The sequence below is a fragment of the Klebsiella sp. CB_Kp196 genome (genome assembly GCF_040061575.1).
Classification (GTDB): Bacteria; Pseudomonadota; Gammaproteobacteria; order Enterobacterales; family Enterobacteriaceae; genus Klebsiella; species Klebsiella michiganensis.
Map to the genome: position 1 here is coordinate 34103 of NZ_JBEAFH010000002.1, position 20739 is coordinate 54841.

Annotated in this window: 15 protein-coding genes and 1 pseudogene; 5 read left to right on the forward strand and 11 right to left on the reverse strand. The window is 56.8% G+C overall.

Features of this window, described 5'->3' with window-relative positions; translation table 11 throughout:
- Window positions 1-2: 2 nt before the first annotated feature.
- Entirely contained in the window at window positions 3-3107 is a 3105-nt protein-coding gene (gene ygfK, locus ABLU87_RS01240; RefSeq protein ID WP_004851914.1) for a putative selenate reductase subunit YgfK, read from the reverse strand.
- A 531-nt stretch (window positions 3108-3638) separates the two neighbouring features.
- Here ygfK and ABLU87_RS01245 point away from each other — a divergent pair.
- Window positions 3639-4415 (forward strand): annotated as a pseudogene (locus tag ABLU87_RS01245) (XdhC family protein); the annotation flags it as partial.
- 112 nt (window positions 4416-4527) lie between these two features.
- Here the strand turns inward: ABLU87_RS01245 and arcC are convergent.
- The 5 genes from arcC to ygeW form a co-directional block, all read right to left on the reverse strand.
- Window positions 4528-5460, reverse strand: a complete 933-nt coding sequence (gene arcC / locus ABLU87_RS01250) for a carbamate kinase (RefSeq protein WP_122117016.1) — start codon at window positions 5458-5460, stop codon at window positions 4528-4530.
- Window positions 5461-5472: 12 nt separating this feature from the next.
- Window positions 5473-6879: a dihydropyrimidinase gene (gene hydA / locus ABLU87_RS01255; RefSeq protein WP_122117017.1), complete on the reverse strand. Its 1407-nt coding sequence runs from the start codon at window positions 6877-6879 to the stop codon at window positions 5473-5475.
- A gap of 50 nt (window positions 6880-6929) precedes the next feature.
- Window positions 6930-8141 carry a YgeY family selenium metabolism-linked hydrolase gene (locus ABLU87_RS01260; protein WP_004851906.1) on the reverse strand — a complete coding sequence of 404 codons (1212 nt, stop codon included), beginning with the start codon at window positions 8139-8141 and terminating at the stop codon, window positions 6930-6932.
- Window positions 8142-8204: 63 nt separating this feature from the next.
- Window positions 8205-9404, reverse strand: a complete 1200-nt coding sequence (gene dpaL / locus ABLU87_RS01265; protein ID WP_004851905.1) for a diaminopropionate ammonia-lyase — start codon at window positions 9402-9404, stop codon at window positions 8205-8207.
- A gap of 64 nt (window positions 9405-9468) precedes the next feature.
- Window positions 9469-10656 (reverse strand): knotted carbamoyltransferase YgeW, encoded by a 1188-nt coding sequence (ygeW, locus tag ABLU87_RS01270; protein ID WP_014838770.1) that lies wholly within the window; start codon window positions 10654-10656, stop codon window positions 9469-9471.
- Between the two features lie 489 nt (window positions 10657-11145).
- Between ygeW and ABLU87_RS01275 the strand changes: the two genes are divergently transcribed.
- Both ABLU87_RS01275 and ABLU87_RS01280 read left to right on the forward strand, forming a co-directional pair.
- Window positions 11146-12936 carry a sigma-54-dependent Fis family transcriptional regulator gene (locus ABLU87_RS01275; RefSeq protein WP_196941974.1) on the forward strand — a complete coding sequence of 597 codons (1791 nt, stop codon included), beginning with the start codon at window positions 11146-11148 and terminating at the stop codon, window positions 12934-12936.
- A gap of 339 nt (window positions 12937-13275) precedes the next feature.
- A complete protein-coding gene (locus ABLU87_RS01280) occupies window positions 13276-13446 on the forward strand; it encodes a hypothetical protein (RefSeq protein WP_004900141.1) in 171 nt (56 codons plus the stop codon).
- Here ABLU87_RS01280 and ABLU87_RS01285 read toward each other — a convergent pair.
- The 4 genes from ABLU87_RS01285 to pth all read right to left on the reverse strand — a co-directional run bounded on the left by ABLU87_RS01285 (window position 13443) and on the right by pth (window position 17108).
- Entirely contained in the window at window positions 13443-14060 is a 618-nt protein-coding gene (locus tag ABLU87_RS01285) for a Fic family protein (RefSeq protein WP_049069127.1), read from the reverse strand. The genes ABLU87_RS01280 and ABLU87_RS01285 overlap by 4 nt on opposite strands.
- A gap of 168 nt (window positions 14061-14228) precedes the next feature.
- Complete coding sequence (locus tag ABLU87_RS01290) at window positions 14229-15236, reverse strand: tyrosine-type recombinase/integrase (RefSeq protein WP_122117019.1); 1008 nt, start codon at window positions 15234-15236, stop codon at window positions 14229-14231.
- A 75-nt stretch (window positions 15237-15311) separates the two neighbouring features.
- Window positions 15312-16406: a redox-regulated ATPase YchF gene (gene ychF, locus ABLU87_RS01295; protein ID WP_004851898.1), complete on the reverse strand. Its 1095-nt coding sequence runs from the start codon at window positions 16404-16406 to the stop codon at window positions 15312-15314.
- 117 nt (window positions 16407-16523) lie between these two features.
- The gene (gene pth, locus ABLU87_RS01300) at window positions 16524-17108 is read right to left on the reverse strand and encodes an aminoacyl-tRNA hydrolase (RefSeq protein WP_032749932.1); all 585 of its coding nucleotides are present in this window, start codon (window positions 17106-17108) and stop codon (window positions 16524-16526) included.
- Window positions 17109-17380: 272 nt separating this feature from the next.
- Here pth and ychH point away from each other — a divergent pair, with 272 nt between their 5' ends.
- Together ychH and ABLU87_RS01310 are read left to right on the forward strand one after the other, a co-directional pair.
- On the forward strand, window positions 17381-17656 hold the full coding sequence (gene ychH / locus ABLU87_RS01305; RefSeq protein ID WP_004103160.1) for a stress-induced protein YchH: 276 nt from the start codon (window positions 17381-17383) through the stop codon (window positions 17654-17656).
- 209 nt (window positions 17657-17865) lie between these two features.
- Window positions 17866-18912: a MerR family transcriptional regulator gene (locus tag ABLU87_RS01310; RefSeq protein WP_064392644.1), complete on the forward strand. Its 1047-nt coding sequence runs from the start codon at window positions 17866-17868 to the stop codon at window positions 18910-18912.
- Here ABLU87_RS01310 and dauA read toward each other — a convergent pair whose 3' ends face one another.
- Window positions 18913-20592: a C4-dicarboxylic acid transporter DauA gene (dauA, locus tag ABLU87_RS01315; RefSeq protein WP_122117020.1), complete on the reverse strand. Its 1680-nt coding sequence runs from the start codon at window positions 20590-20592 to the stop codon at window positions 18913-18915. It lies immediately after the preceding gene.
- Window positions 20593-20739: the final 147 nt, after the last annotated feature.

Genomic DNA, 20739 nt, shown 5'->3' on the forward strand with positions numbered 1-20739 from the left:
ACTCATACTTCAACGCCTCCCAGAAGATAGCTTTGGTGCTGATGAATATGGCTTATGATGCGGCACATGGCGTCCAGCTGGGCCGGTACCTCGTTAAACTGGCCGCGGTCGTTAATTTCCAGCTGCCACGTCTGGTCGTCCTGACGCACTTTGACGCTGGCGCCTGCGACGAAGAAGCCCGGATTGGTGCTGTTGACAAAATCCTGCTCCAGGCTGAACACGGTGATTTTGTCTTTATACGGTTTTCCCTGCCACGGGCAGAACTGAGCGCAGTTGCCGCATTCGTTGCAATAAGCATCCAGATGCAGGGTCTGGAAGCGATTCTGGAAGCCCGGCACGGCCACGGAAATATTGGCGCGGTTCGGACAGACGTCGACGCACTTGCTGCACACGTAGTTGCACTCCAGGCAGCGGCTGGCTTCCTGCTCGACAAAAGCCTCGCGCTGGTTTTTATCCACCAGCGTGACGGCGATGGCGCCTTTACGCTGGTACACCTTCGCCGGATCGACGTTGTTCCAGACTTTGTTTCCGTAGCTGCTGGCGATATTTTCCCGGGCCAGGATCGCGTCCGTGGCCCGTCGCGCGTTGCCGATAGCGGAGACGATAGAAGAGGGGCCGCGCTGAACGTCGCCGATCAGGAAGACGTTCGGTTTGCTGGTCTCGCCATCGGCGTTGACCACCGGCCAGCCCTGCGGGTCGAGCGGGATCCCCATTGCCGACAGCGCTTCGCCGTCCTGCTGCTCGCCGATGGCGGTAATCAGAGAGTCGACTTGCAGGGTGCGAATCTCATCGGTTTCCACCGGGCGGCGGCGGCCTTTCTCATCCGGCTCGCCGAGCTTCATGACGCGTACGACGAGCGTCCCGTCGGCGTTAAACTGTTCCGGGTTGCATAGCCACTCGAAGTCGACGCCGTCGAGCAGCGCCTCATCGTACTCTTCGCGCCAGGCGGGCATCTCTTGCTGCGAGCGGCGATAGACGATGGTCGCGCTCTGCACGCCGGGCACGCGCAGCGCCGCGCGGGCGCAGTCCATGGCGGTGTTGCCGGCGCCGACCACGGCCACGCGTTTGCCCAGGTTCAGCTCGGCGCCGCGGTTAAACTCGCGCAGGAACTGCAGCGACTTATGCACGTTCTGGTTATCGCCGCCCAGCTTCACGCCGCTGTTTTTATCGGTACCGGTGCCGACCAGCACGTAACGAAAACCCTTCGCCTGCAGTTTTTCCACGCTCAGATGCGGGTCGCAGCCGTACTCAATTTTGACGCCGTGGGCGACGACAAAATCGATATCGTGCTGGATAAGCTCGCCGGGAATGCGGAACTGCGGAATGATATTCTTCACCACGCCCCCGGCGCTGGCTTCGCGTTCAAAAACCGTGACCGGATGCCCGGCGCGGGCGAGGAAGTATCCGGCGGCGAGACCGGCAGGGCCCGCGCCGATCACCGCTACCGGGTGCCGGGAGCCGGATCCCGCGGGCTTATGCCAGCGGCTGCGGTACTCGTCCCAGCCTTTCTCCAGCGCCACTTTTTTCAGCTCACGGATGTTGAGCGCGCTGTCGTAATCCAGACGCGTACAGTTGTACTGGCACTGGTGGTCGCAGATATGACCGGTGATGGCCGGCAACGCGTTGCGCTGATAGATCAGCTCCAGCGCGTCGGCGTAGCGATGCTCGCCCAGCAGGCGGATATACTCCGGAATATCCTGCTTGATGGCGCAGGCCGTCACGCAGGGGGCGACGTAGCAGTCCAGCAGCGGCAGCGGCTCGCCGGTATCAATGCGCTCTTCCGGCTTCCACTGTTTCTGGGTGTAGTCCATGCTCACCGCTTTTTCCGCCAGCGCGTTGAGGCGCTCGACGTCGATCTGCGTCATGTTCCAGCCGTCGGCTTTCTCCAGCTCGCGCATGCACTCGCTCAGGCGCAGATATCCTCCCGGCTTCAGCAGGTCGGTGGCCATGGTGATAGGGCGAATGCCGGTGTCGAAAATCTCGCGAATGTTGAGCTGGCTGGCGCCGCCGGAGTAGGAGATCGGCAGCTTGCCGTCAAACGCCCGCGAGAGCAGGGCGGCTACGTTGATCGATAGCGGGAATAGCGCGCGGCCTGACATATACATTTCATCTCCCGGCAGCGCTCCCTTGTTGTTGACGGTGCCGAGGGTGTTGGTCAGCTTGACGCCAAAGCCGAGGCTGCGCGCTTTCGCCAGCGCCATCAGGCGCGTCAGCATCTCCAGCGCCCGGTCGATCTTAAGGTCATGGTCAAATGACGCTTCGCTAAGGCCGATATAGCCGAAGCCGCAGGCGTCGAGGATCTGGCGAACGCGCGGATAGCCGAGCAGGGTCGGGTTGAGCTTCACAAAGGTATTGAGATTTTTCTCCGTCAGCATATAGCGGCAGATGGCTTCGATCTCGTCCGGCGGGCAGCCGTGCATGGTTGAGAGGGTGACGCCCTGAACCAGCCTGGCCGGCACGCGTTGAGCCAGATTGTCCAGCCCGTCTTTGCGCGCGCAGGTTGGCAGGCTGTCGATAAAGGTTCTATTTTGCAGCCAGCGGTTCAGGGTGTCGCGGTACTGGGCGAATTTAGGATGGGCGGAAGCGTCCATCATGTTGTCGATAAATTCCTGCATTGGCGGCTGCTTAATACCGTCAAGGTTGTAGCCGACGCTCATATTGAAAATAAACGACTTGCTCTCTTTATGGGTGCCCAGCGGAAAGACCTGCTCCAGCAGATGCAGCGTGAACCAGGCTTTCAGGTACTCATCCCAGGCTTTTTTGAGGGTAAATTCGGTGGACCACTCGGTGTTGAAGCACTCATCTTCGGCATCGATGCAGGGCTTTTCCAGCTCCAGGCGGTCAAGGATCTGTACGGTTTTCAGCTCGATAAACCGCCCGCCGGTTAGCCAGGCGGTAATAATGTTCTGCGCCAGCTGGGTATGCGGCCCGGCTGCCGGGCCGAGCGGCGTCGCGCAGCTTTCGCCGAATACGCCGATCGACCGCTGCGCCTGCGGCGTATAAAACTGTTGCTCGGGGATGCCAAAAATAGTCCGCTGACTCTGGTACTCGTCGAAAATGCGCGTTAAAAGCTCCTCAAACGGCACGGGACGCATTATATCTCCCATAACCCTCTCCTTAGATATCATTGTAAGATCGACATTGCCGGTGGTAATCATCCCGACGGATAACGAAAGAGGAGCAACAATCACACCAGTTATTCAAACCGCGGCGGCGAAATAATTAATTTGTGAACCAGGTCGAAACTCGACGCGAATGCGTGAATAATTCCACAGCGGGGAAATGAGAACTCAAATCAATACGCTTTATCATTCGGCGAGATTTCTCAAAATCAGATCCTGAATATCAGAATGATAATTTATGCCTGCCGTTCGGCGGTGATTTCAGCGGGCAGCTTTCTTTTATCGCGGCGACAGAGGAAATATTCGGCGTAGGATCCCTGCCGCAGCGTCATTACGGCTAACGAAATGACCTGTCTCACAATTTGCGATGAAAAACGGCGGCTAAGTATAAATATTGCATAGTCGATACGGGTCGCTGCGACGCTATTTCAACGCCGGGTAGACTCTCAAACTGAGAACCCGGGGAAATATCGCAGATAAACAAATAGAGCCGTAAACATCGCCTTTGAGGTTAGTATGAATATTTTTGCAGAAGCAGCACGACTTGAGGAGCAGAATCGCCCCTTTGCCCTGGCGCAGATTGTCGAAAGTCGGGGCTCCACCCCCCGACACTCCGCTCAGATGCTTATCCGGGAGGACGGTTCGATTGTGGGCACCATTGGCGGCGGGATGGTGGAGCGTAAAGTCATCGATGCGGCGCTGGAAGCGCTGCGCGAACGGGCGTCGCGAATGTTTCACGGTCGCATGGCGCGCACCGGCAGCGACGCCGTGGGCTCCGATTGCGGCGGCGCGATGTCGGTTTACATCAGCGTGCACGGCCTGCGCCCGCGCCTGCTGCTGGTCGGCGCCGGGCACGTTAACCGCGCGGTTGCCCACGCCGCGGCGCGGGTGGATTTTGACATCTGCGTTGGCGATATCTATTCCGCCAGCCTTTGCCCCGACGCTTTTCCGCTTTCGGCGCGGCTGGTGCACGCTGCCAGCTTTACGGACGTAGTGGAGGCGATGGCGGTCCGGCCGCAGGATTTCGTGCTGATTGCCACCAACAACCAGGATCGGGAGGCGCTGGACAGGCTGATAACCCAGCCGGTGGCGTGGCTGGGGCTGCTGGCCAGCCGGCGGAAAGTGCAGGCCTTTGTCCGCCAGATGCGGGAAAACGGCGTAACGGAGGCGGATATCAGCCGTCTGCGGGCGCCGATTGGCTATGACATCGGCGCCGAGACGCCAAACGAGATTGCCATCAGCGTGCTGGCGGAGATCCTGCAGGTGAAAAACGGCGCGCCGGGGGGGCTGATGAACCAGGTGAGGCAAGCGTGCCAGCCGGATTGTCTGGCTGAGGCGGTTGAGGTCTGAGCTTCTGCGAGGGGAAATGTTGCCGGGAGGTTCCCGGCAACCCGTGGCGTACAGCTTATTGGCTAATAATGGTGCCCGTTTTTCCTTCAATCCCCTCTTTGGCTTTGCTCAGCATCGTGATCAGCGCTTTACGCCCCGGCCCTGAGCGGGCGAAGGCGGCGGCGGCTTCCACTTTTGGCAGCATTGAGCCTTTGGCAAAGTGCCCCTCTTCGATAAAGCGTTCGGCATCGCGCAGGGAGAGGTTATCCAGCCACTGCTCGTCAGGTTTACCGAAGTTGATCGCCACCTTTTCTACGGCGGTGAGAATGATCAGCAGGTCGGCGTCGATCATCTCCGCCAGCTTCGCGCTGGCCCAGTCCTTATCGATAACCGCGCTGGCGCCGCGCAGATGGTTACCCTCGCGAATCACCGGAATGCCGCCGCCGCCGACGGTGATCACCACGTGGCAATCATCCATCAGCGCTTTTACCGTTTGTTTCTCGATAATATCTACCGGCATGGGCGAGGCGACGACGCGACGGTAGCCGCGCCCGGCGTCCTCTTTCATGATGTAGCCGTTTTGGCTCAGCTTTTCGGCCTCTTCTTTGCTGAAGAACGAGCCGATGGGCTTGGTCGGATTAAGAAATGCCTTATCGTTAGCATCCACTTCCACCTGGGTTATCAGGGTCGCCACCGGGATATCCAGCTGGCGCGTTAGCAGTTCTTCACGAATCGCGTTCTGCAGGTCGTAGCCGATGTAGCCCTGGCTCAGGGCCACGCAGACCGACATCGGCAGCATGGGCGTATGGGCCTCGGTTTTTGCCGCGGCCTCGAAGGCCTGGTTGATCATGCCCACCTGCGGACCGTTGCCGTGAGTGACCACCACCTGGTGGCCAAGGGCGATAAAATCGACGATCGTCCGGGCGGTGTGTCGTACGGCCTGCATCTGTCCGGCGAGATCGTCGCCCAGCGCATTCCCGCCGAGAGCGAGAACAATTTTTTTACTCATAGCTTCCTCTCATTACGTTTCTGTTCCGCTGACGGCCTGGTGAGCGGTGGAAAAGGGTTGTCGGCGTAAAAAGCGGCCCTGTCCGGCGATGCCGGTAAAGGTGCCGTTATCAAAGATCACTCTGCCGTGGGAGAGCGTCTGGCGAATCGCGCCCTGACAGATAAAGCCTTCATAGGGTGAATAGTCGGCGTTGTCGTGCAGCATGGGATGACGGATGGTGGTGGTACGCTGCGGATCGATGATAACCACGTCGCCATCGGCGCCGGGCGCCAGCAGCCCCTTCTGCGGCCACAGGCCAAACAGCTTCGCCGGGTTGGCGCTGGTGAGCGCCACAAAGCGCTCAGGGGTGATGCGCCCGGTCATCACGCCGTGCGAGAACAGCAGCAGCAGCCGGTTTTCCACCCCCGGCAGGCCGTTCGGGCAGCGGCTAAAGTCGCCGCCGGAGATCTGCCTGCGCTGCTGCGCAGAGAACGCGCAGTGGTCGGTGGCGACCGTGTCAATATCTCCATCATGGATACCGCGCCATAGCGCATCGTTGTTGCTGGCGTTGCGCAGGGGAGGGCTGAGCAGATAGTTAAGCGCGTCTTCGCGCTCGTAGCAGCGCTCGTCCAGCAGCAGATACTGCGGACAGGTCTCCACCCACACCGGCTGGTGGCGTCTTCTGGCCAGGCGCAGGTACTCCAGGCCCAGGGCGTTGGAAAGATGCACGATATACAGCGGCGCGTTTCCCGCCAGCTGCGCGAGGTTGATCGTTCGGGCGATGGCTTCCGCCTCGCACTCCAGCGGGCGGCTCAGGGCGTGATAGCGCGGCGCGGTTTTACCGGCGTTGATAAATTCCGCCCGGCGCTGGGCGATGGCGGCATCGTTTTCCGGATGCACCGTCGTCAGCGCGCCGGCGCGCTGCAGGTGGCGCATCGCCTGCAATATCTCATCATCGCTGAGTTTGTACTGGTAGGTCAGATAGAGCTTAAAGCTGCTGATGCCGCTATCCACCATCATCGGGATCTCGTCGAGAATGCCGTGGTTAACGTGTTGGATAACGCCGTGAAAACTGTAGTCGATAACGGCTTTATAGGCGGCGTAGCCGCGATAGACCTCGAACTGGTGGCGCAGGTGGCAGCCGACGGGCCCGAAGCCCATATGATCAACAATGGTGGTGGTACCGCCGCAGGCCGCGGCCCGGGTGCCGGTAAAGAAATCATCGCAGCTGCGGGCGAGCCCCACATCAATATTGAAATGCGTATGAACGTCGACGCCGCCGGGCATCACGTAGCAGCCCTCGGCGTCAATCACTTCGCAGGGTTGTTCTGCCTCAATAGAACTGGCAAGGCGCTTGACGAGGCCATCTTCAATGAGCAGGTCCTGCTTTAGCTGTCCGTCGGCGTTGACGACGAGGCCATTTTTAATCAGTACGCGCATAGAAACCTCAACATACCGCCGCAGAGCGCGGCGGCAGACAGGACGAACAATTACTCCGTGGCCAGCCAGCTCAGCGGGATAGCGGCATACATCGCGGCGCAGGTTACCAGATGCGATTTCCAGGTTTTCTCATTCGGCGCATGCGCCTCCGGCTCTTTCCCAGGCCCAAAGCCGATAACCGGAATGCCGTGGCGGCCCATAATGGAGACGCCGTTGGTGGAGAAGGTCCACTTATCCACCACCGGCGCTTTGCCGAACAGACCTTCATAGGCGTTGCTCAGGGCGCGAACGGTGAAGTGGTTCTCTTCCACTTTCCAGGTCGGGAAGTAGCATTCGGTCGGGTAGACCAGGCCGGTCCAGGAGGGGCGCTCGTAGTTGTACATCGAGACCACCGCGGCGGCTTTTTTCACCGCCGGCAGCGCGCGGATCTCTTCCAGCGCGCCTTCCCAGGTTTCGCCCCAGGTCAGACGGCGGTCAATGGAGACGGCGCAGCTATCCGCTACCGCGCAGCGGCTCGGCGAGGTGAAGAAAATCTCGGAAACGGTCAGGGTGCCTTTGCCGAGGAACTCGTCATCGCCCAGCTTGTGTGAAAGCTGTTCCAGCTCGGTGAGAACGGGCGCCATTTTGAAGATGGCGTTATCGCCGCGCTCCGGGGCGGAGCCGTGGCAGCTGACGCCCTGAACCTCCACGCGGATCTCCATACGCCCGCGCTGGCCGCGGTAAATCTGGCAGTCGGTAGGTTCGGTGCTGACCACGAATTCCGGACGTATACCGGATTGTTCAATAATGTACTGCCAGCACAGGCCGTCGCAATCCTCTTCCTGAACGGTACCGGTCACCAGCAGGGTATACTCATCTTCCAGGCCCAGATCTTTAATGATTTTACCGGCGTAAACCATTGAGGCCATTCCGCCCTCCTGGTCAGACGCGCCGCGTCCGCCGATCAGCTCATCGGTCTCCATACCTTCGTACGGATCGAAGTTCCAGTTCTTGATGTTGCCAATGCCGACGGTATCAATGTGCGCGTCCATGGCGACCAGACGCGGGCCGTGGCCGATGTAGCCCAGCACGTTACCCATCGGATCGATTTCCACTTTGTCGAATCCGACTTTCTCCATCTCCTCTTTGATACGGTGCACCACGCGCTTCTCATCGCTGCTTTCGCTGGGGATGGCGATCATATCGCGCAGGAAGCGGGTCATCTCTTTTTCGTATTGTTTTGATTTTTCCAGGATCGCGTTGAACGGAATTTGCTTAGCCATAAGGATGTTCTCCAGTTCTGAATACGGGGGTCCCGCCGGGCGGGAGAAATGTTGATCAATCGGCTACTGCGCGGCCGGATGTTTGCCTTCCCAGACGACTTCGCGATAGTGCTTAACGTCGGTGTCGCCTTCGGTGCTAATCACCAGCACCACGGAATCGCTATCCAGCTTGAGCTTGTGCATCAGCGCTTCGCGCTGCGGATGGAAATGAATCGCCGCCAGCAGGCCGAGACCGACGGCGCCGGATTCGCCGGAAATAACGCGCGGATCCTGGCCCGCCGGGTTTCCCAGCACCCGCATGCCGAGGGCGGCGACGGCATCCTGACAGGAGACGAACTGCGTGGCGCAGTTGCGCAGCACTTCCCAGCCCAGCGGGTTGGGCTCACCGCAGGCGAGACCGGCCATAATGGTGGCCATATCGCCGCTGACGTTGACGATCTGGCCCTTCAGCGCAGAGCGGTAGAGACAGTCGGCCAGCTCCGGCTCGACGATAATGGAATGGAGATGCTTCGCGCCGTAGACATCGGCCAGGTAGCCCAGCACGCCGCCCGCCATCGCCCCCACGCCGCCCTGCAGAAGCACGTGCGTCGGACGGGCGATACCCATTGAGGAGAGCTGTTCTACCGTTTCATCGGCGAGGGTGGCGTAGCCCTGCATAATCCAGGTCGGAATTTTTGTGTAGCCTTCCCAGGCGGTGTCCTGCACCACCTCCCAGCCGTTTTTCTGCGCGGTCTGCATGGTAAAGCGGACGGTGTCGTCGTAGTTCATGTCGGTGACGATACACTCGGCGCCGAGGCGCAGTATGGCGTCAACCCGCTCCTGCGCGGAGCCTTTCGGCATATAGATGACGGCGTTCTGGCCTAACTGGCGGGCTGCCCACGCCACGCCGCGGCCGTGGTTGCCGTCGGTCGTGGTGGCGAACGTCATCTTCTCTTTGATGCTGGATTTGAGCGTTTCGAAGGAAAGATCGTTGATATCTAAATGATATTTTTCACACAGCAGTCGGGCGATAGCATAAGAGCCGCCGAGCATTTTGAAGGCGTTGAGGCCAAAGCGCCGGGATTCATCTTTAACGAGGATTTTTTGTACCCCAAACAACGCGGAAAGTTCGTTCAGCGCCACCAGCGGCGTAGGCTGATAGCCGGCGATCTTTTGATGAAAGCGGCGAGCCTGCTGCGCTTGCTGGCGTGAAAACAGCGGTGAAGTCTCTCCGTTAAAAAAACGGTTTTCGGCAATATCCATTTTCAGTGAGAAAGCAGACATACTCGATCCTTATCCTTTTTGAAATGCGAAAGTCGTGGGGCTGGCCCGCAGGCCAGCCTGGGGATTATTTGATGCGTTTCTGCGCTTCCTTGAGCAGCTGCTCCAGCACCTTGCCCGGGTTCGCGTATTTGCGGCAGACGATCATCGCGGCGATGATGTACGGCTTCCAGCTGGCCTCTTTGTAGGTCGGGATCCGGTACTTCTCGAAGACTCCCTCGGTGACTTCGCCCGCGTCGCAGGAGACGCCGGTGATATCCGCCGGCAGGCAGTGCATATACAGCGCTTCACCGTCGCGGGTGTGCTTCATCATCTCTTCCGTACAGTGCCAGTCTTTATGGCCGGCGTTCTGCTCAAGGCAGGCTTTCTCCAGCGCCTTCAGACCTTCATGGTCATTTGCGCGCAGCAGCTCGGTGCGTTTTTCCATTACCTTGTACGGCGCCCAGGATTTCGGATAGACAATATCGGCGTCTTTAAAGGCTTCCTCCATGCTGTTCACCTGGCGGAAGCTGCCGCCGGAGGCCTGGGCATTGTTTTTTGCCACTTCGATAACGTCAGGGATCAGGTCGTACCCTTCCGGGTGGGCGAGGGTGACGTCCATACCGAAGCGGGTCATCAGGCCGATAATGCCCTGCGGCACCGAGAGGGGTTTGCCATAGCTCGGCGAGTAGGCCCAGGTCATGGCGATCTTCTTACCTTTCAGATTCTCCAGCGAACCGAAGTGCTCGCGCAGCCAGGCGAGATCGGCCATGGATTGCGTCGGGTGGTCGATATCGCACTGCAGATTGATCAACGCCGGTCGCTGCGGCAGGACGCCCTGCTTGTGGCCGTCGTCCAGCGCTTCGCCGACTTCGCGCATGTAGGCGTTGCCCGCGCCAAGGAACATGTCATCGCGAATGCCGATGGCGTCGGCGCAGAAGGAGATCATGTTGGCGGTTTCACGGACCGTTTCGCCGTGGGCAATCTGCGATTTCCCCTCATCCAGATCCTGTTGCGCCAGCCCTAACAGATTAAGCGCGGAAGCATAGGAGAAGCGGGTACGGGTTGAGTTATCGCGGAACACGGAAATACCCAATCCGCTGTTGAACACTTTGGTGGCGATATTTTCAGCGCGTAGCGTTTTTAGCGCGGCGGCGACGTCCAGCACCTGTTTCAGCTCATCCGGCGATTGTTCCCAGGTCAGCAGAAAGTCTTTCTCACTGAGATGAGAGTTAAGTTTATTGATATCCTTAATCAGTTCGTTAACAGTTTTCATGTTTCAATCCTGGTCGTGAATGACGGCTTATTGATTGCTGTGCGGTCGGATATGCAGAGTTGCCGAATTAGCGACTGCCAGCGCTGTATTACCACTAACAATAAGCGTGCCAAATCCTCCGGGAGAGGCGGCGGAGAGGATTGAATAGTTAAGATTATGCCAGGTCTGTCACGAATTCAGGCGAGTTGTCCCGGGAAGAGAAAGGTGAAATTTTTCCCCCACCGTCCATTTCAGCGGGACAGGCGCGGGTTGCCGCCGTAAATAATGCGATTATCATCTTCACATTGCGCCAATATGATAAAAACCGCTGCAAATTTATCATAATGATAAGAAACTGTGATAGCTCTTGCATATTTAAGATAAGGTGGGGAAATTGGCCCTATCTATATCAACGCGGGTGGCTAAAAGGAGTGGTATCATTCCCCGCAGATAAATAAAGCCGCTTCGCTTGACGCCGAACAGGTGAGCAATAATAGAAGGCCGATAGACATGATACCGTCCAAAGCACCCTCCATTTTAATGCAGATTCAGCCTACAATTCAAAAGTTTGCAAGGATGTTATCCAGCGTGCTGCAGCTGGAGGTCGAGATTGTTGATAACGAATTATACCGGGTCGCCGGAACTGGCGCTTATAGTAAACAGATTGGCTATAAATTAAATTCAAATTCACGGCTTCTGCGTTACATTATTGAAACACAGACCGAGAAGGTCGTTACCCACTCCCGCTTCGATCCCCTGTGTAAAGACTGTAACAATAAGGAGAAATGCGAAGAGAAAGCCTTTCTTGGCACGCCGGTGATGTATCACGACCGCTGCGTCGGCGTTATTAGCCTGGTTGCGCTGACGCGCGAGCAGCAGGAACGTATAAATGCGAATATCCAGGAGTTTTCTGATTATGTTCGTCATGTCTCAACCATATTCGTTTCCCGCTTTTTGCAGGAGCGGGCGGTCGGCGACAATATCCATAAAATATTTTTAACTATGATCGAAAATATGGATCAGGGCGTACTGGTCGTGGGCAACGATCAAAGAGTCAAATTTGCCAACCAGGCCGCTTTGAAAATAATGAGCGTCACTCAGGGACAGGTGATTGGTAAGTCAATCCAGTTTCAGCCGTTGACCTTCGAAGATAATTTCAAGCACGGCCATATGCAGCACATTATCTCCTTTGACGATCGCAAGGAGCTCATTATCGGCCAGCTGCACGCGGTGCAGGATCAGTGGTTATTTTTAATGGCGTTCCATCAGTCGCACTCTTCGGCCGATTTCAGCTGCGGGCAGGAAGGGCCGCAGATTGAGGCGATGGTGGGAGAGTGTCGACCTATGCGGCAGCTTAAAAAGCTGATCAGCCGCGTGGCCCCGAGCCCCTCCAGCGTGATGATTGCCGGTGAAAGCGGGACCGGGAAAGAGGTGGTTGCCCGCGCTATCCACAAGCTCAGCGATCGCCACGCGAAGCCCTTTATCGCAATTAACTGCGCCGCGATACCCGAGCAGCTGTTAGAAAGCGAACTGTTTGGCTACGTGAAGGGGGCGTTTACCGGCGCATCGGCAAACGGTAAGACCGGCCTGATTCAGGCGGCCAATAGCGGGACGCTGTTTCTTGACGAAATTGGCGATATGCCGCTCACTCTGCAGGCCAAGCTGCTGCGGGCCATTGAGTCACGTGAGATTCAGCCGGTGGGCGCCAGCCATCCGGTTCAGGTCGATATTCGTATCATATCCGCTACCAATCAAAACCTGGAACAGTACATCGCGGAAGGGAAGTTCCGCGAAGATCTCTACTATCGTCTGAACGTGATTCCGCTGCGCCTGCCGCCGCTGCGCGAACGTCAGGACGATATTGAGCTGCTGATTCACTATTTCCTGCATCTGCATACCGGTCGTCTCAATCTGGTTTATCCCGGCGTCGCGCAGGACGTGATCGATTTCCTTAAGCGCTATCGCTGGCCGGGCAATATTCGCGAACTCAGCAACCTGATGGAGTACCTGGTCAACGTGGTGCCGTCGGGAGAAATCATCGATATGTCGCTGCTGCCGCCGAATCTGTTAAGCAGCGGTGAAGCGGCGAGCCAGGCGACGTCGTCGGCTTCAGCGTCAGCGTCAGCGACACTCACTCAGGAGGAGAACGTGACGGCGCTGGAGGAGATGGAGCGGCAGATGATCCGCGATGCGCTCTCTCGCTACAGTAATAAAAAGCAGGCGGCGGATGAGCTGGGCATCGGCATCGCCACGCTGTATCGCAAAATAAAGAAATATTCGCTGGCGGCGGGTCAGAACTGACGGGAACTGCGGGCAATAAAAAATCCACGCGAGCGCGTGGATTTTGTGGAGGGCATCACGGCGAAGAAATGCTTAGACGTTGAATCGTGATTTGATATTTATTGAATTGATATTTAATGTTTTTATTTTTGATTTTTATTTTCATACTCATGTCTGTACTCACTTTAGTTGATGCTGCTATCTGAGGCTAGTTACCACTGACCCTGACCCAAATTCAGTGCAGTGCTAAATCAGAGCTAGATGGCCCCTTGATGACGTCGGGCTACAGATGATGTGAAGTCGTGTCGAAACCTTGATATAATGAGTACAGATTACACATTCGATAGCTGAGGAATCGCGATGAGCAATGACAAGAAAACGCAGGTGTATTACGTTAAACCGTCTCGCGCTGACATTGTTCGCTCGGTAGCAACGTCAACCGCCGTTGAGACGGGGCAGTCTTCTGAGAAGATCGAAGCTTCGCTTGAAGCGACGCGCAAAAAGTTCGCCCATCTTCGTCTTGCTGTTTAATCACGTCTTAACGCAGTACCGACCCAATAACACATCGGGCCGTAGTCCATTGACATACCTGCGTGGATAGCCGAAATATATTCGGCTTTGTTTTGCTCCCAGCTTTGATAATCCAGCGGCCTGTGTCCCCCCTGAACCGCCATCACATCAGCTAAAAGTCGTGATAAACGTCCATTGCCTTCCCGGAATGGATGGATGAGTATCAGCTCTACATGGGTTACAGCAATAGCCTCTATGATCTGTTCTTCGCTCATGTTGGTGCATGGTGTATATCGGGCAAGGTATTTAGCGTCGAATTCGTGTATTAGTTTTGGCAACTGTGCAGAGGGCGCGAACATAAAGCCCCCTTTGCTGATATTGACAGTCCTTTCTTGCCCGGCCCACTCATAGATGTTTCCCAGCCAGCGGCGATGCCAGCTTTTCAGCAAAGCAATGGTGATCTGCCCTGCTGGAAACTGCTCTTCAAAAATGCAGTGATAGAGCTTCTCTAACAGCACAAGCTCCGCTTCGTCCATCTCACCAGAATCAGCAATCCCCAGCTTATTTGCCAGAACTTGCTCATCGGAGTTTTTCTCATATTGTCCTTCACTGCCAGAGATACGGTATCGGCTCATGGGAACATCCTGCGCTAATGGGTGCTAAGAAATTATAACGCTGGGTGAGGAGAGTAACAATGGTCGTATAATCAGACAGTTACAAAAGTGTAGGCTGAAATATAGTTTTTATAATCTGATGGGAAATTATCGTTAATAATCAGCATTAACAGACCAATACATCATGGTTTACGAAACATCAATAGTGCTGCGCGCGCTTCCTACCCATTCTTCAAGTTTATTTGCCCAGTCCTGCATCATAACCTTTCGCTCATCAAGATAAGTTGCATGGTTGTATGTGCGACGAACATTGTTGGTATCAGCGTGCGCAAGTTGGGCCTCAATAGCATCAGGTCGATAGCCCATCTCGTTTAAACGGGTTCTTCCTGTGGTTCGGGTTGCATGTGGGCTATATGTACCACTCCAGCCGAGGCTTTTACGTAGCTGGCGCAGCGAGTGCGATGTCATTGGACCTAACGGATTATCCCTGCCCGGGAAAAGGTGCTGCCGATGCCCGGTTAATCCCTGTAGTGTTCTGAGCATTTTGATAGCTTGTGAGGGGAGGGGAATAACGTGTTCTCTGCGGGCTTTCATTCGCGCTGCCGGAATTGTCCACAGGGCGTTATCAAGATCGAATTCTGTCCATTCTGCTTCGGTGGCTTCTGCAGGACGCGTCAATGTCCACCACATAAGCCACATACAATAGTTAACCTGGTACGAGCCACGACTATTATCAAAACAGTTTAATAACTTTCCGATTTGCTGAGGATTCAGTGCTTGTTTGTGCTGTATCTTATTGGCCGGAAGGGCCTTGCGCACAGGCCGTACAGGATCGCTATCAGCTCTAAGCGTTGCAACTGCTAACTCAAAAACTGATGAAACGGTGTGGCGAGCTTCAGCGGCAACTGTCGGTGCTCCTCGTTTAGCAGTTTCTTGAAGAATTCTAAGGATGTGGTGTGGAGTGACCTCTCTGATTGGGAGCTTACCTATTGCGGGGAAAACCACACGTTCAAGCATATCCAGTCGGCGCGTTTTGGTAATTTCGGCCCAGTCTTTCATCTGCAACCACTCTTTAGCGATCAGCTTAAAGGTGTTGGATACGTCGTTGACCTTGCGGATCTTATCTAACTGGCGAGCTGGTGTCGGGCTAACTCCATCTGCGACTTGCTTACGCGCTTGCTGAAATGAAAAATCCACGCAATTGCGTGGATTTTGTGGTTTTTTTCGATGTTCATGAGGTTCAATGAAACCTCATGAGACAACAAATTTTATTTAGACGTTGAACAGGAAGTTCATCACATCGCCATCTTTCACGATGTAGTCTTTACCTTCAGCGCGCATTTTCCCGGCTTCTTTGGCACCCTGTTCGCCTTTATAGGTAATAAAGTCTTCATAGGCGATGGTCTGCGCGCGGATAAAGCCTTTTTCAAAGTCGGTGTGGATTTTACCCGCGGCCTGCGGAGCAGTGGCGCCGACGGGGATAGTCCAGGCGCGCACTTCCTTCACCCCTGCGGTAAAGTAGGTCTGCAGGTTCAGCAGCTCGTAGCCGGCGCGGATAACGCGGTTCAGGCCCGGCTCTTCGAGACCCAGCTCGGCCATAAACTCATCGCGGTCGGCATCGTCCAGCTCGGCGATATCGGACTCAACGGCGGCGCAAACGGCGACCACCACAGAACCTTCGGCGGCGGCAATTTCGCGAACTTTATCGAGATAAGGGTTGTTCTCAAAGCCGTCTTCGTTGACGTTGGCGATATACATGGTCGGCTTCAGGGTCAGGAAGCTCAGGTATTTAATCGCCGCTTTGTCTTCTTCAGTCAGGTTCTTCAGCGAACGCAGCATGCCGGCGTTCTCAAGGTGCGGCAGGCATTTTTCCAGCGCCGCCAGCTCGGCTTTCGCGTCTTTATCGCCGCCTTTGGCTTTCTTCTGCACGCGGTGGATAGCGCGCTCGCAGGTGTCCAGGTCGGAGAGCGCCAGCTCGGTGTTGATAACGTCAATATCGTCAGCCGGATCCACTTTATTGTTAACGTGGATGATGTTGTCGTTTTCGAAGCAGCGCACTACGTGACCGATAGCTTCGGTTTCGCGGATGTTGGTCAGGAACTGGTTGCCCAGGCCTTCACCTTTCGACGCGCCTTTAACGAGGCCTGCGATATCAACGAATTCCATCGTGGTCGGCAGAATACGCTGTGGTTTGACGATTTCAGCCAGTTTGTCCAGACGCGGATCGGGCATCGGCACGACACCGGTGTTCGGCTCAATGGTACAGAAGGGGAAGTTGGCCGCTTCAATACCCGCTTTAGTGAGCGCATTGAACAGGGTGGATTTGCCGACGTTGGGCAAACCGACGATACCGCATTTGAATCCCATGATTTAAATCACCTTAATCTTTGGATAATCAACCTGTTACAGTGAACAGATTGCAGAAAAGTAAATAGCTTCGCCTATTATACACGGTGCGTGACAAAAATTCCGCACGCCGACCGGTTATTGCGCTTTAAAAGCGTGTAAACGGTTGGTCGCCTTGGTCAGGCCATCCTTCAGCCACACCTCGGTGCAGCGTACCGCTTCGTCAACGGCCTCATCAATCAGCTTCTGTTCACTGGCGGGGGGCTTGCCCAGCACAAAACCGACAACTTTATTTTTATCGCCCGGATGGCCGATTCCCACGCGTAAGCGGTGAAAGTTCGGGTTATTGCCCAGCTTGCTGATGATGTCTTTCAGGCCATTATGGCCGCCGTGGCCGCCGCCCAGCTTGAACTTAGCCACGCCTGGCGGTAAGTCGAGCTCATCGTGGGCGACCAGGATTTCGTCCGGGTTGATGCGAAAGAAGGTCGCCATCGCGCCGACGGCTTTGCCGCTCAGGTTCATAAAGGTGGTCGGCACCAGCAGGCGGACATCCTCGCCGGCAAGGTTAATCCGCGAGGTGTAGCCGAAGAATTTGCTCTCTTCGCGCAGCGGCGCGCGGTGGCGTTCAGCCAGTAAATCCACGTACCAGGCGCCGGCGTTATGTCGCGTCGCCGCGTATTCAGCGCCGGGGTTCGCCAGGCCGACAATTAATTTTATGCTCACTTTTTTATCCTGCTTGGATCGTTCTCTGGCGCGTAGTGTACTGTCTGCGCGCGCGGTTGACAAAATTCTGCCAGCGAAACGCACCTGCCACAGATAATCACGGGTTTGAATAATTAGAATTTGATGTTGTTCAGTGGGTTATTTGTAAACTTTTGTTGGCAAGATGTTCGCTTCTGTGATCGTCCACGCAATCGCTATATTGGCCATTGTCTATACTACACCTATAAGATTTGGGGATATTCCCATGCAACCCAAGGTTCCGGAGGTGACATATGAAACGCAGAAACGCTTCGTTACTCGGTAATGTGCTGATGGGGTTGGGGTTGGTCGTCATGGTTGTCGGCGTTGGTTATTCTATTTTAAACCAGCTTCCGCAGCTTGACCTGCCGCAGTTTTTCGCACACGGCGCGATCTTGAGTATCTTTGTCGGCGCGGTACTGTGGCTGGCTGGCGCCCGTATCGGCGGTCATGAACAGGTTAGCGACAGATACTGGTGGGTTCGCCACTACGATAAACGCTGCCGCCGCGATCAGCATCGCCACAGCTGAGTGAATTCCAGACCGCCAGCCGTTGTGAACGGCTGGTGCGTTTTCATGCCGCCCGTTCAGGCTGCCCGCCTGTTGGTGTCTCAAATCCTCCTTTCTCTCTTCGTCTTTCTTCGGCACCGCCTGCCTAATACAATTCCTGTACAGAACGCTTGACCCTGACGTCACGTCAGGCAGCAGAGTGGCGCCACTGGTAAACGAAAGGAGCAGTCATGTTAATTCAGGTGGGTGAACTGGCGAAGCGCGCCGGCATAACCGTCCGCACGCTACATCACTATGAACAAACGGGACTGCTGGCGCCTTCGGCCAGAAGCGCGGCGGGTTACCGGCTCTATAATCTGGCGGCCGTTCAGCGACTGCATATGATCAAAGCGCTGGCGCAGGCCGGGCTGGAACTCGCCACTATCAAGGACTATCTCGACCGGGACGCCTTCTCGCTGTCCGACCTGTTGGTCAAGCAGATCGCCACCCTCGACCGGCAGCTGCAAACCCTCTCCACGCTGCGCCAGCGCCTGGCGCTGCTGCGTGAAGAGCTGGACAGCGGAGACGAGCCCGACCTGGAGTCCTGGCTACAAACGCTGGAGCTGATGAAAATGTACGATCGCTGGTTTAGTCAACAGGAATTACAGGTGCTGCCGTTCGCAGAGCAGGATGCGCAGCGTAACCAGATATGGCTGGAGCTGGTGGGTGAAGCGCAGCAGCTTATGGGCGAACGCTGTCCGGCCGATGAGCCTCGGGCGATTGCGCTGGCCACCCGCTGGATGGCGCAGCTGGAGCAGGATACCGCCGGCAGGCCGGAGTTTCTGACTCGCCTGAATGAGATGCACGCCGCCGAACCGCAGATGCGCGAGCAAACCGGGGTGACGCCGGAGATGATTGATTTCATTACCCGTGCTTTTGCCGAAAGCAAGCTGGCCATCTGGGCGCGCTATCTGAACGCCGAGGAGCTGGCTTTTACACGGCAGCACTATTTCGATCGCCTGATGGAGTGGCCGGCGCTGGTGGCCGAGCTGCATCGGGCCTGTCGTGAGAAGCGGGAGCCTGCCTCCGCGGAAGGTCAGCAGCTGGCGCAGCGCTGGCTGGCGCTATTCCAGTCTTACGCGGGAAAGGATCCGCACACGCAGCAGAAGTTTCGTTATGCCATGGAGCGGGAGCCGCATTTGATGAAGGGAACGTGGATGACGCCGGAGGTGCTTGGCTGGCTTCAGCAGGCGATTGGCGTAATGATGCGGCAGGCGCCGGGGCCTGCCGCCGGGTAATTAAATATCCGCCAGCGCGGCGCTGCGGTCCGGGTAGAAGCTCAGGCGGCCCGGAATCGGCTTAACGCCTGCCCGCGCCAGGGTACGCAGGGGCTGAAATTCCAGGTTCGACACGCGTAGCTCACAGCCTTCCGGCAGCTTATTCACGAAGCGCTGGAAGGCATCCAGCCCGCCGGCATCCAGCACCGGCACCGCATCCCACTTCAGCACGACGATACGCTTGCCAGCAATCCGCGTTTCCAGATCGGTAAACAACCCTTCCGCGGCGGCGAAAAACAGCGGACCAATGACGCGCAGCACCAGTACGTTATCGGGAACCTCGACGTTGACCGGTGCGAGGCGGGTCATCCGCGCGATCCGGCGCATAAACAGCAGGGAAGCCAGCACAATACCGACGCTAATAGCGATGACCATATCAAACAGGACGGTCAGCGACATACACATCAGCATGACGATAATGTCGTCTTTTGGCGCATAGCGCAGCAGGTTAACGACCTTGTGCGCTTCGCTCATATTCCATGCCACCATCAGCAGCAGCGCCGCCATCGCGGAAAGCGGCAGCCAGGAGAGCAGAGGGGCAAGCACCAGCAGCGCCATGATCACCAGCAGCGCGTGGATCACGGCGGAAACCGGCGAGGTCGCCCCGGCGCGAACGTTGGCCGCCGAGCGGGCGATAGCGGCGGTGGCGGTAATGCCGCCGAAGAACGGCGCGACGATATTGCCGAGCCCCTGGCCAATCAGCTCGCTATTGGCCTTGTGTTTGGTGCCGGTCATGCCGTCCAGCACCACGGCGCACAGCAGGGACTCAATCGCCCCGAGCATGGCCATGGAAAACGCCGCCGGCAGCAGCGCCTGCAGTGAGGACCAGCTGAGGGTGAAGTCTGAACCGGGCATATCCCACGGCAGCACCAGCTGCGGCAGCAGCTGCGGAATACCGTTGCCCTGGCTGCCGTCGGCGAGAATATAGTGGAACTGAGAGCCGATGGTGGCGACGTGCCCGCCAAGCAGGTTGACCACGCCCATCACCGCGCAGCCCGCCAGCAGGGCCGGCAGGTGGCCCGGCAGACGAATCCCCAGACGCGGCCAGATAATCAGCGTGCCTAGCGTGACAACGCCGATGGCGGCATCGCCGGGGTTAATGGTCGGCAGCGCCATCGCCAGCGCGCCGACTTTCTGCAGATAATGTTCAGGCACGTGGGCCATCTGCAGACCGAGAAAATCTTTAATTTGCATGGTACCGATGGTGATACCGATCCCGGAGGTGAAGCCGAGGGTGACCGATAGCGGAATATACTCAATCAGGCGGCCAAAGCGCGCCAGGCCGAAAAGAATCAGGAAGATCCCCGACATCAAGGTGGCGACCAGCAGCCCGGCGAGCCCGAACTGCTGCGAGACCGGGTAGAGAATCACCACAAAAGCGGCGGTTGGACCGGACACGCTGAAGCGCGAGCCGCCGGTTAACGCAATCACGATCCCCGCCACCGCGGAGGTATAGAGACCGTACTGCGGCGCCACCCCGCTGCCAATTGCCAGCGCCATCGCCAGCGGGATAGCGATAATCCCGACGGTAATTCCGGCAATCACATCACGAGTAAACCGCGAAGCGGTATATTTTTCTTTCCAACAAGCGTCGATGAGGGCGCGGAAAGGCATCACATGTGAGGAAAATAATCTGTTCACAATAATGTTTCATCCATGAGCGCATCATCTGTCAACTAAATGGCAGGTGAAGGAGGCATCGGTCATTTCCACGTCATCCTTCGGGATGCCTCTGTGTTGGCTGCGTTCATTTATCCCGGTCTCGTACTGCCTGTACGCTGCCGGAGA

Bases quoted from the DNA above. Each gene is read 5' to 3' on its own strand.
- ygfK (WP_004851914.1), bottom strand. From the start codon at position 3,107: ATGGGAGATATAATGCGTCCCGTGCCGTTTGAGGAGCTTTTAACGCGC.
- arcC (WP_122117016.1), bottom strand. From the start codon at position 5,460: ATGAGTAAAAAAATTGTTCTCGCTCTCGGCGGGAATGCGCTGGGCGAC.
- hydA (WP_122117017.1), bottom strand. From the start codon at position 6,879: ATGCGCGTACTGATTAAAAATGGCCTCGTCGTCAACGCCGACGGACAG.
- ABLU87_RS01260 (WP_004851906.1), bottom strand. From the start codon at position 8,141: ATGGCTAAGCAAATTCCGTTCAACGCGATCCTGGAAAAATCAAAACAA.
- dpaL (WP_004851905.1), bottom strand. From the start codon at position 9,404: ATGTCTGCTTTCTCACTGAAAATGGATATTGCCGAAAACCGTTTTTTT.
- ygeW (WP_014838770.1), bottom strand. From the start codon at position 10,656: ATGAAAACTGTTAACGAACTGATTAAGGATATCAATAAACTTAACTCT.
- ABLU87_RS01275 (WP_196941974.1), top strand. From the start codon at position 11,146: ATGATACCGTCCAAAGCACCCTCCATTTTAATGCAGATTCAGCCTACA.
- ABLU87_RS01280 (WP_004900141.1), top strand. From the start codon at position 13,276: ATGAGCAATGACAAGAAAACGCAGGTGTATTACGTTAAACCGTCTCGC.
- ABLU87_RS01285 (WP_049069127.1), bottom strand. From the start codon at position 14,060: ATGAGCCGATACCGTATCTCTGGCAGTGAAGGACAATATGAGAAAAAC.
- ychF (WP_004851898.1), bottom strand. From the start codon at position 16,406: ATGGGATTCAAATGCGGTATCGTCGGTTTGCCCAACGTCGGCAAATCC.
- ychH (WP_004103160.1), top strand. From the start codon at position 17,381: ATGAAACGCAGAAACGCTTCGTTACTCGGTAATGTGCTGATGGGGTTG.
- ABLU87_RS01310 (WP_064392644.1), top strand. From the start codon at position 17,866: ATGTTAATTCAGGTGGGTGAACTGGCGAAGCGCGCCGGCATAACCGTC.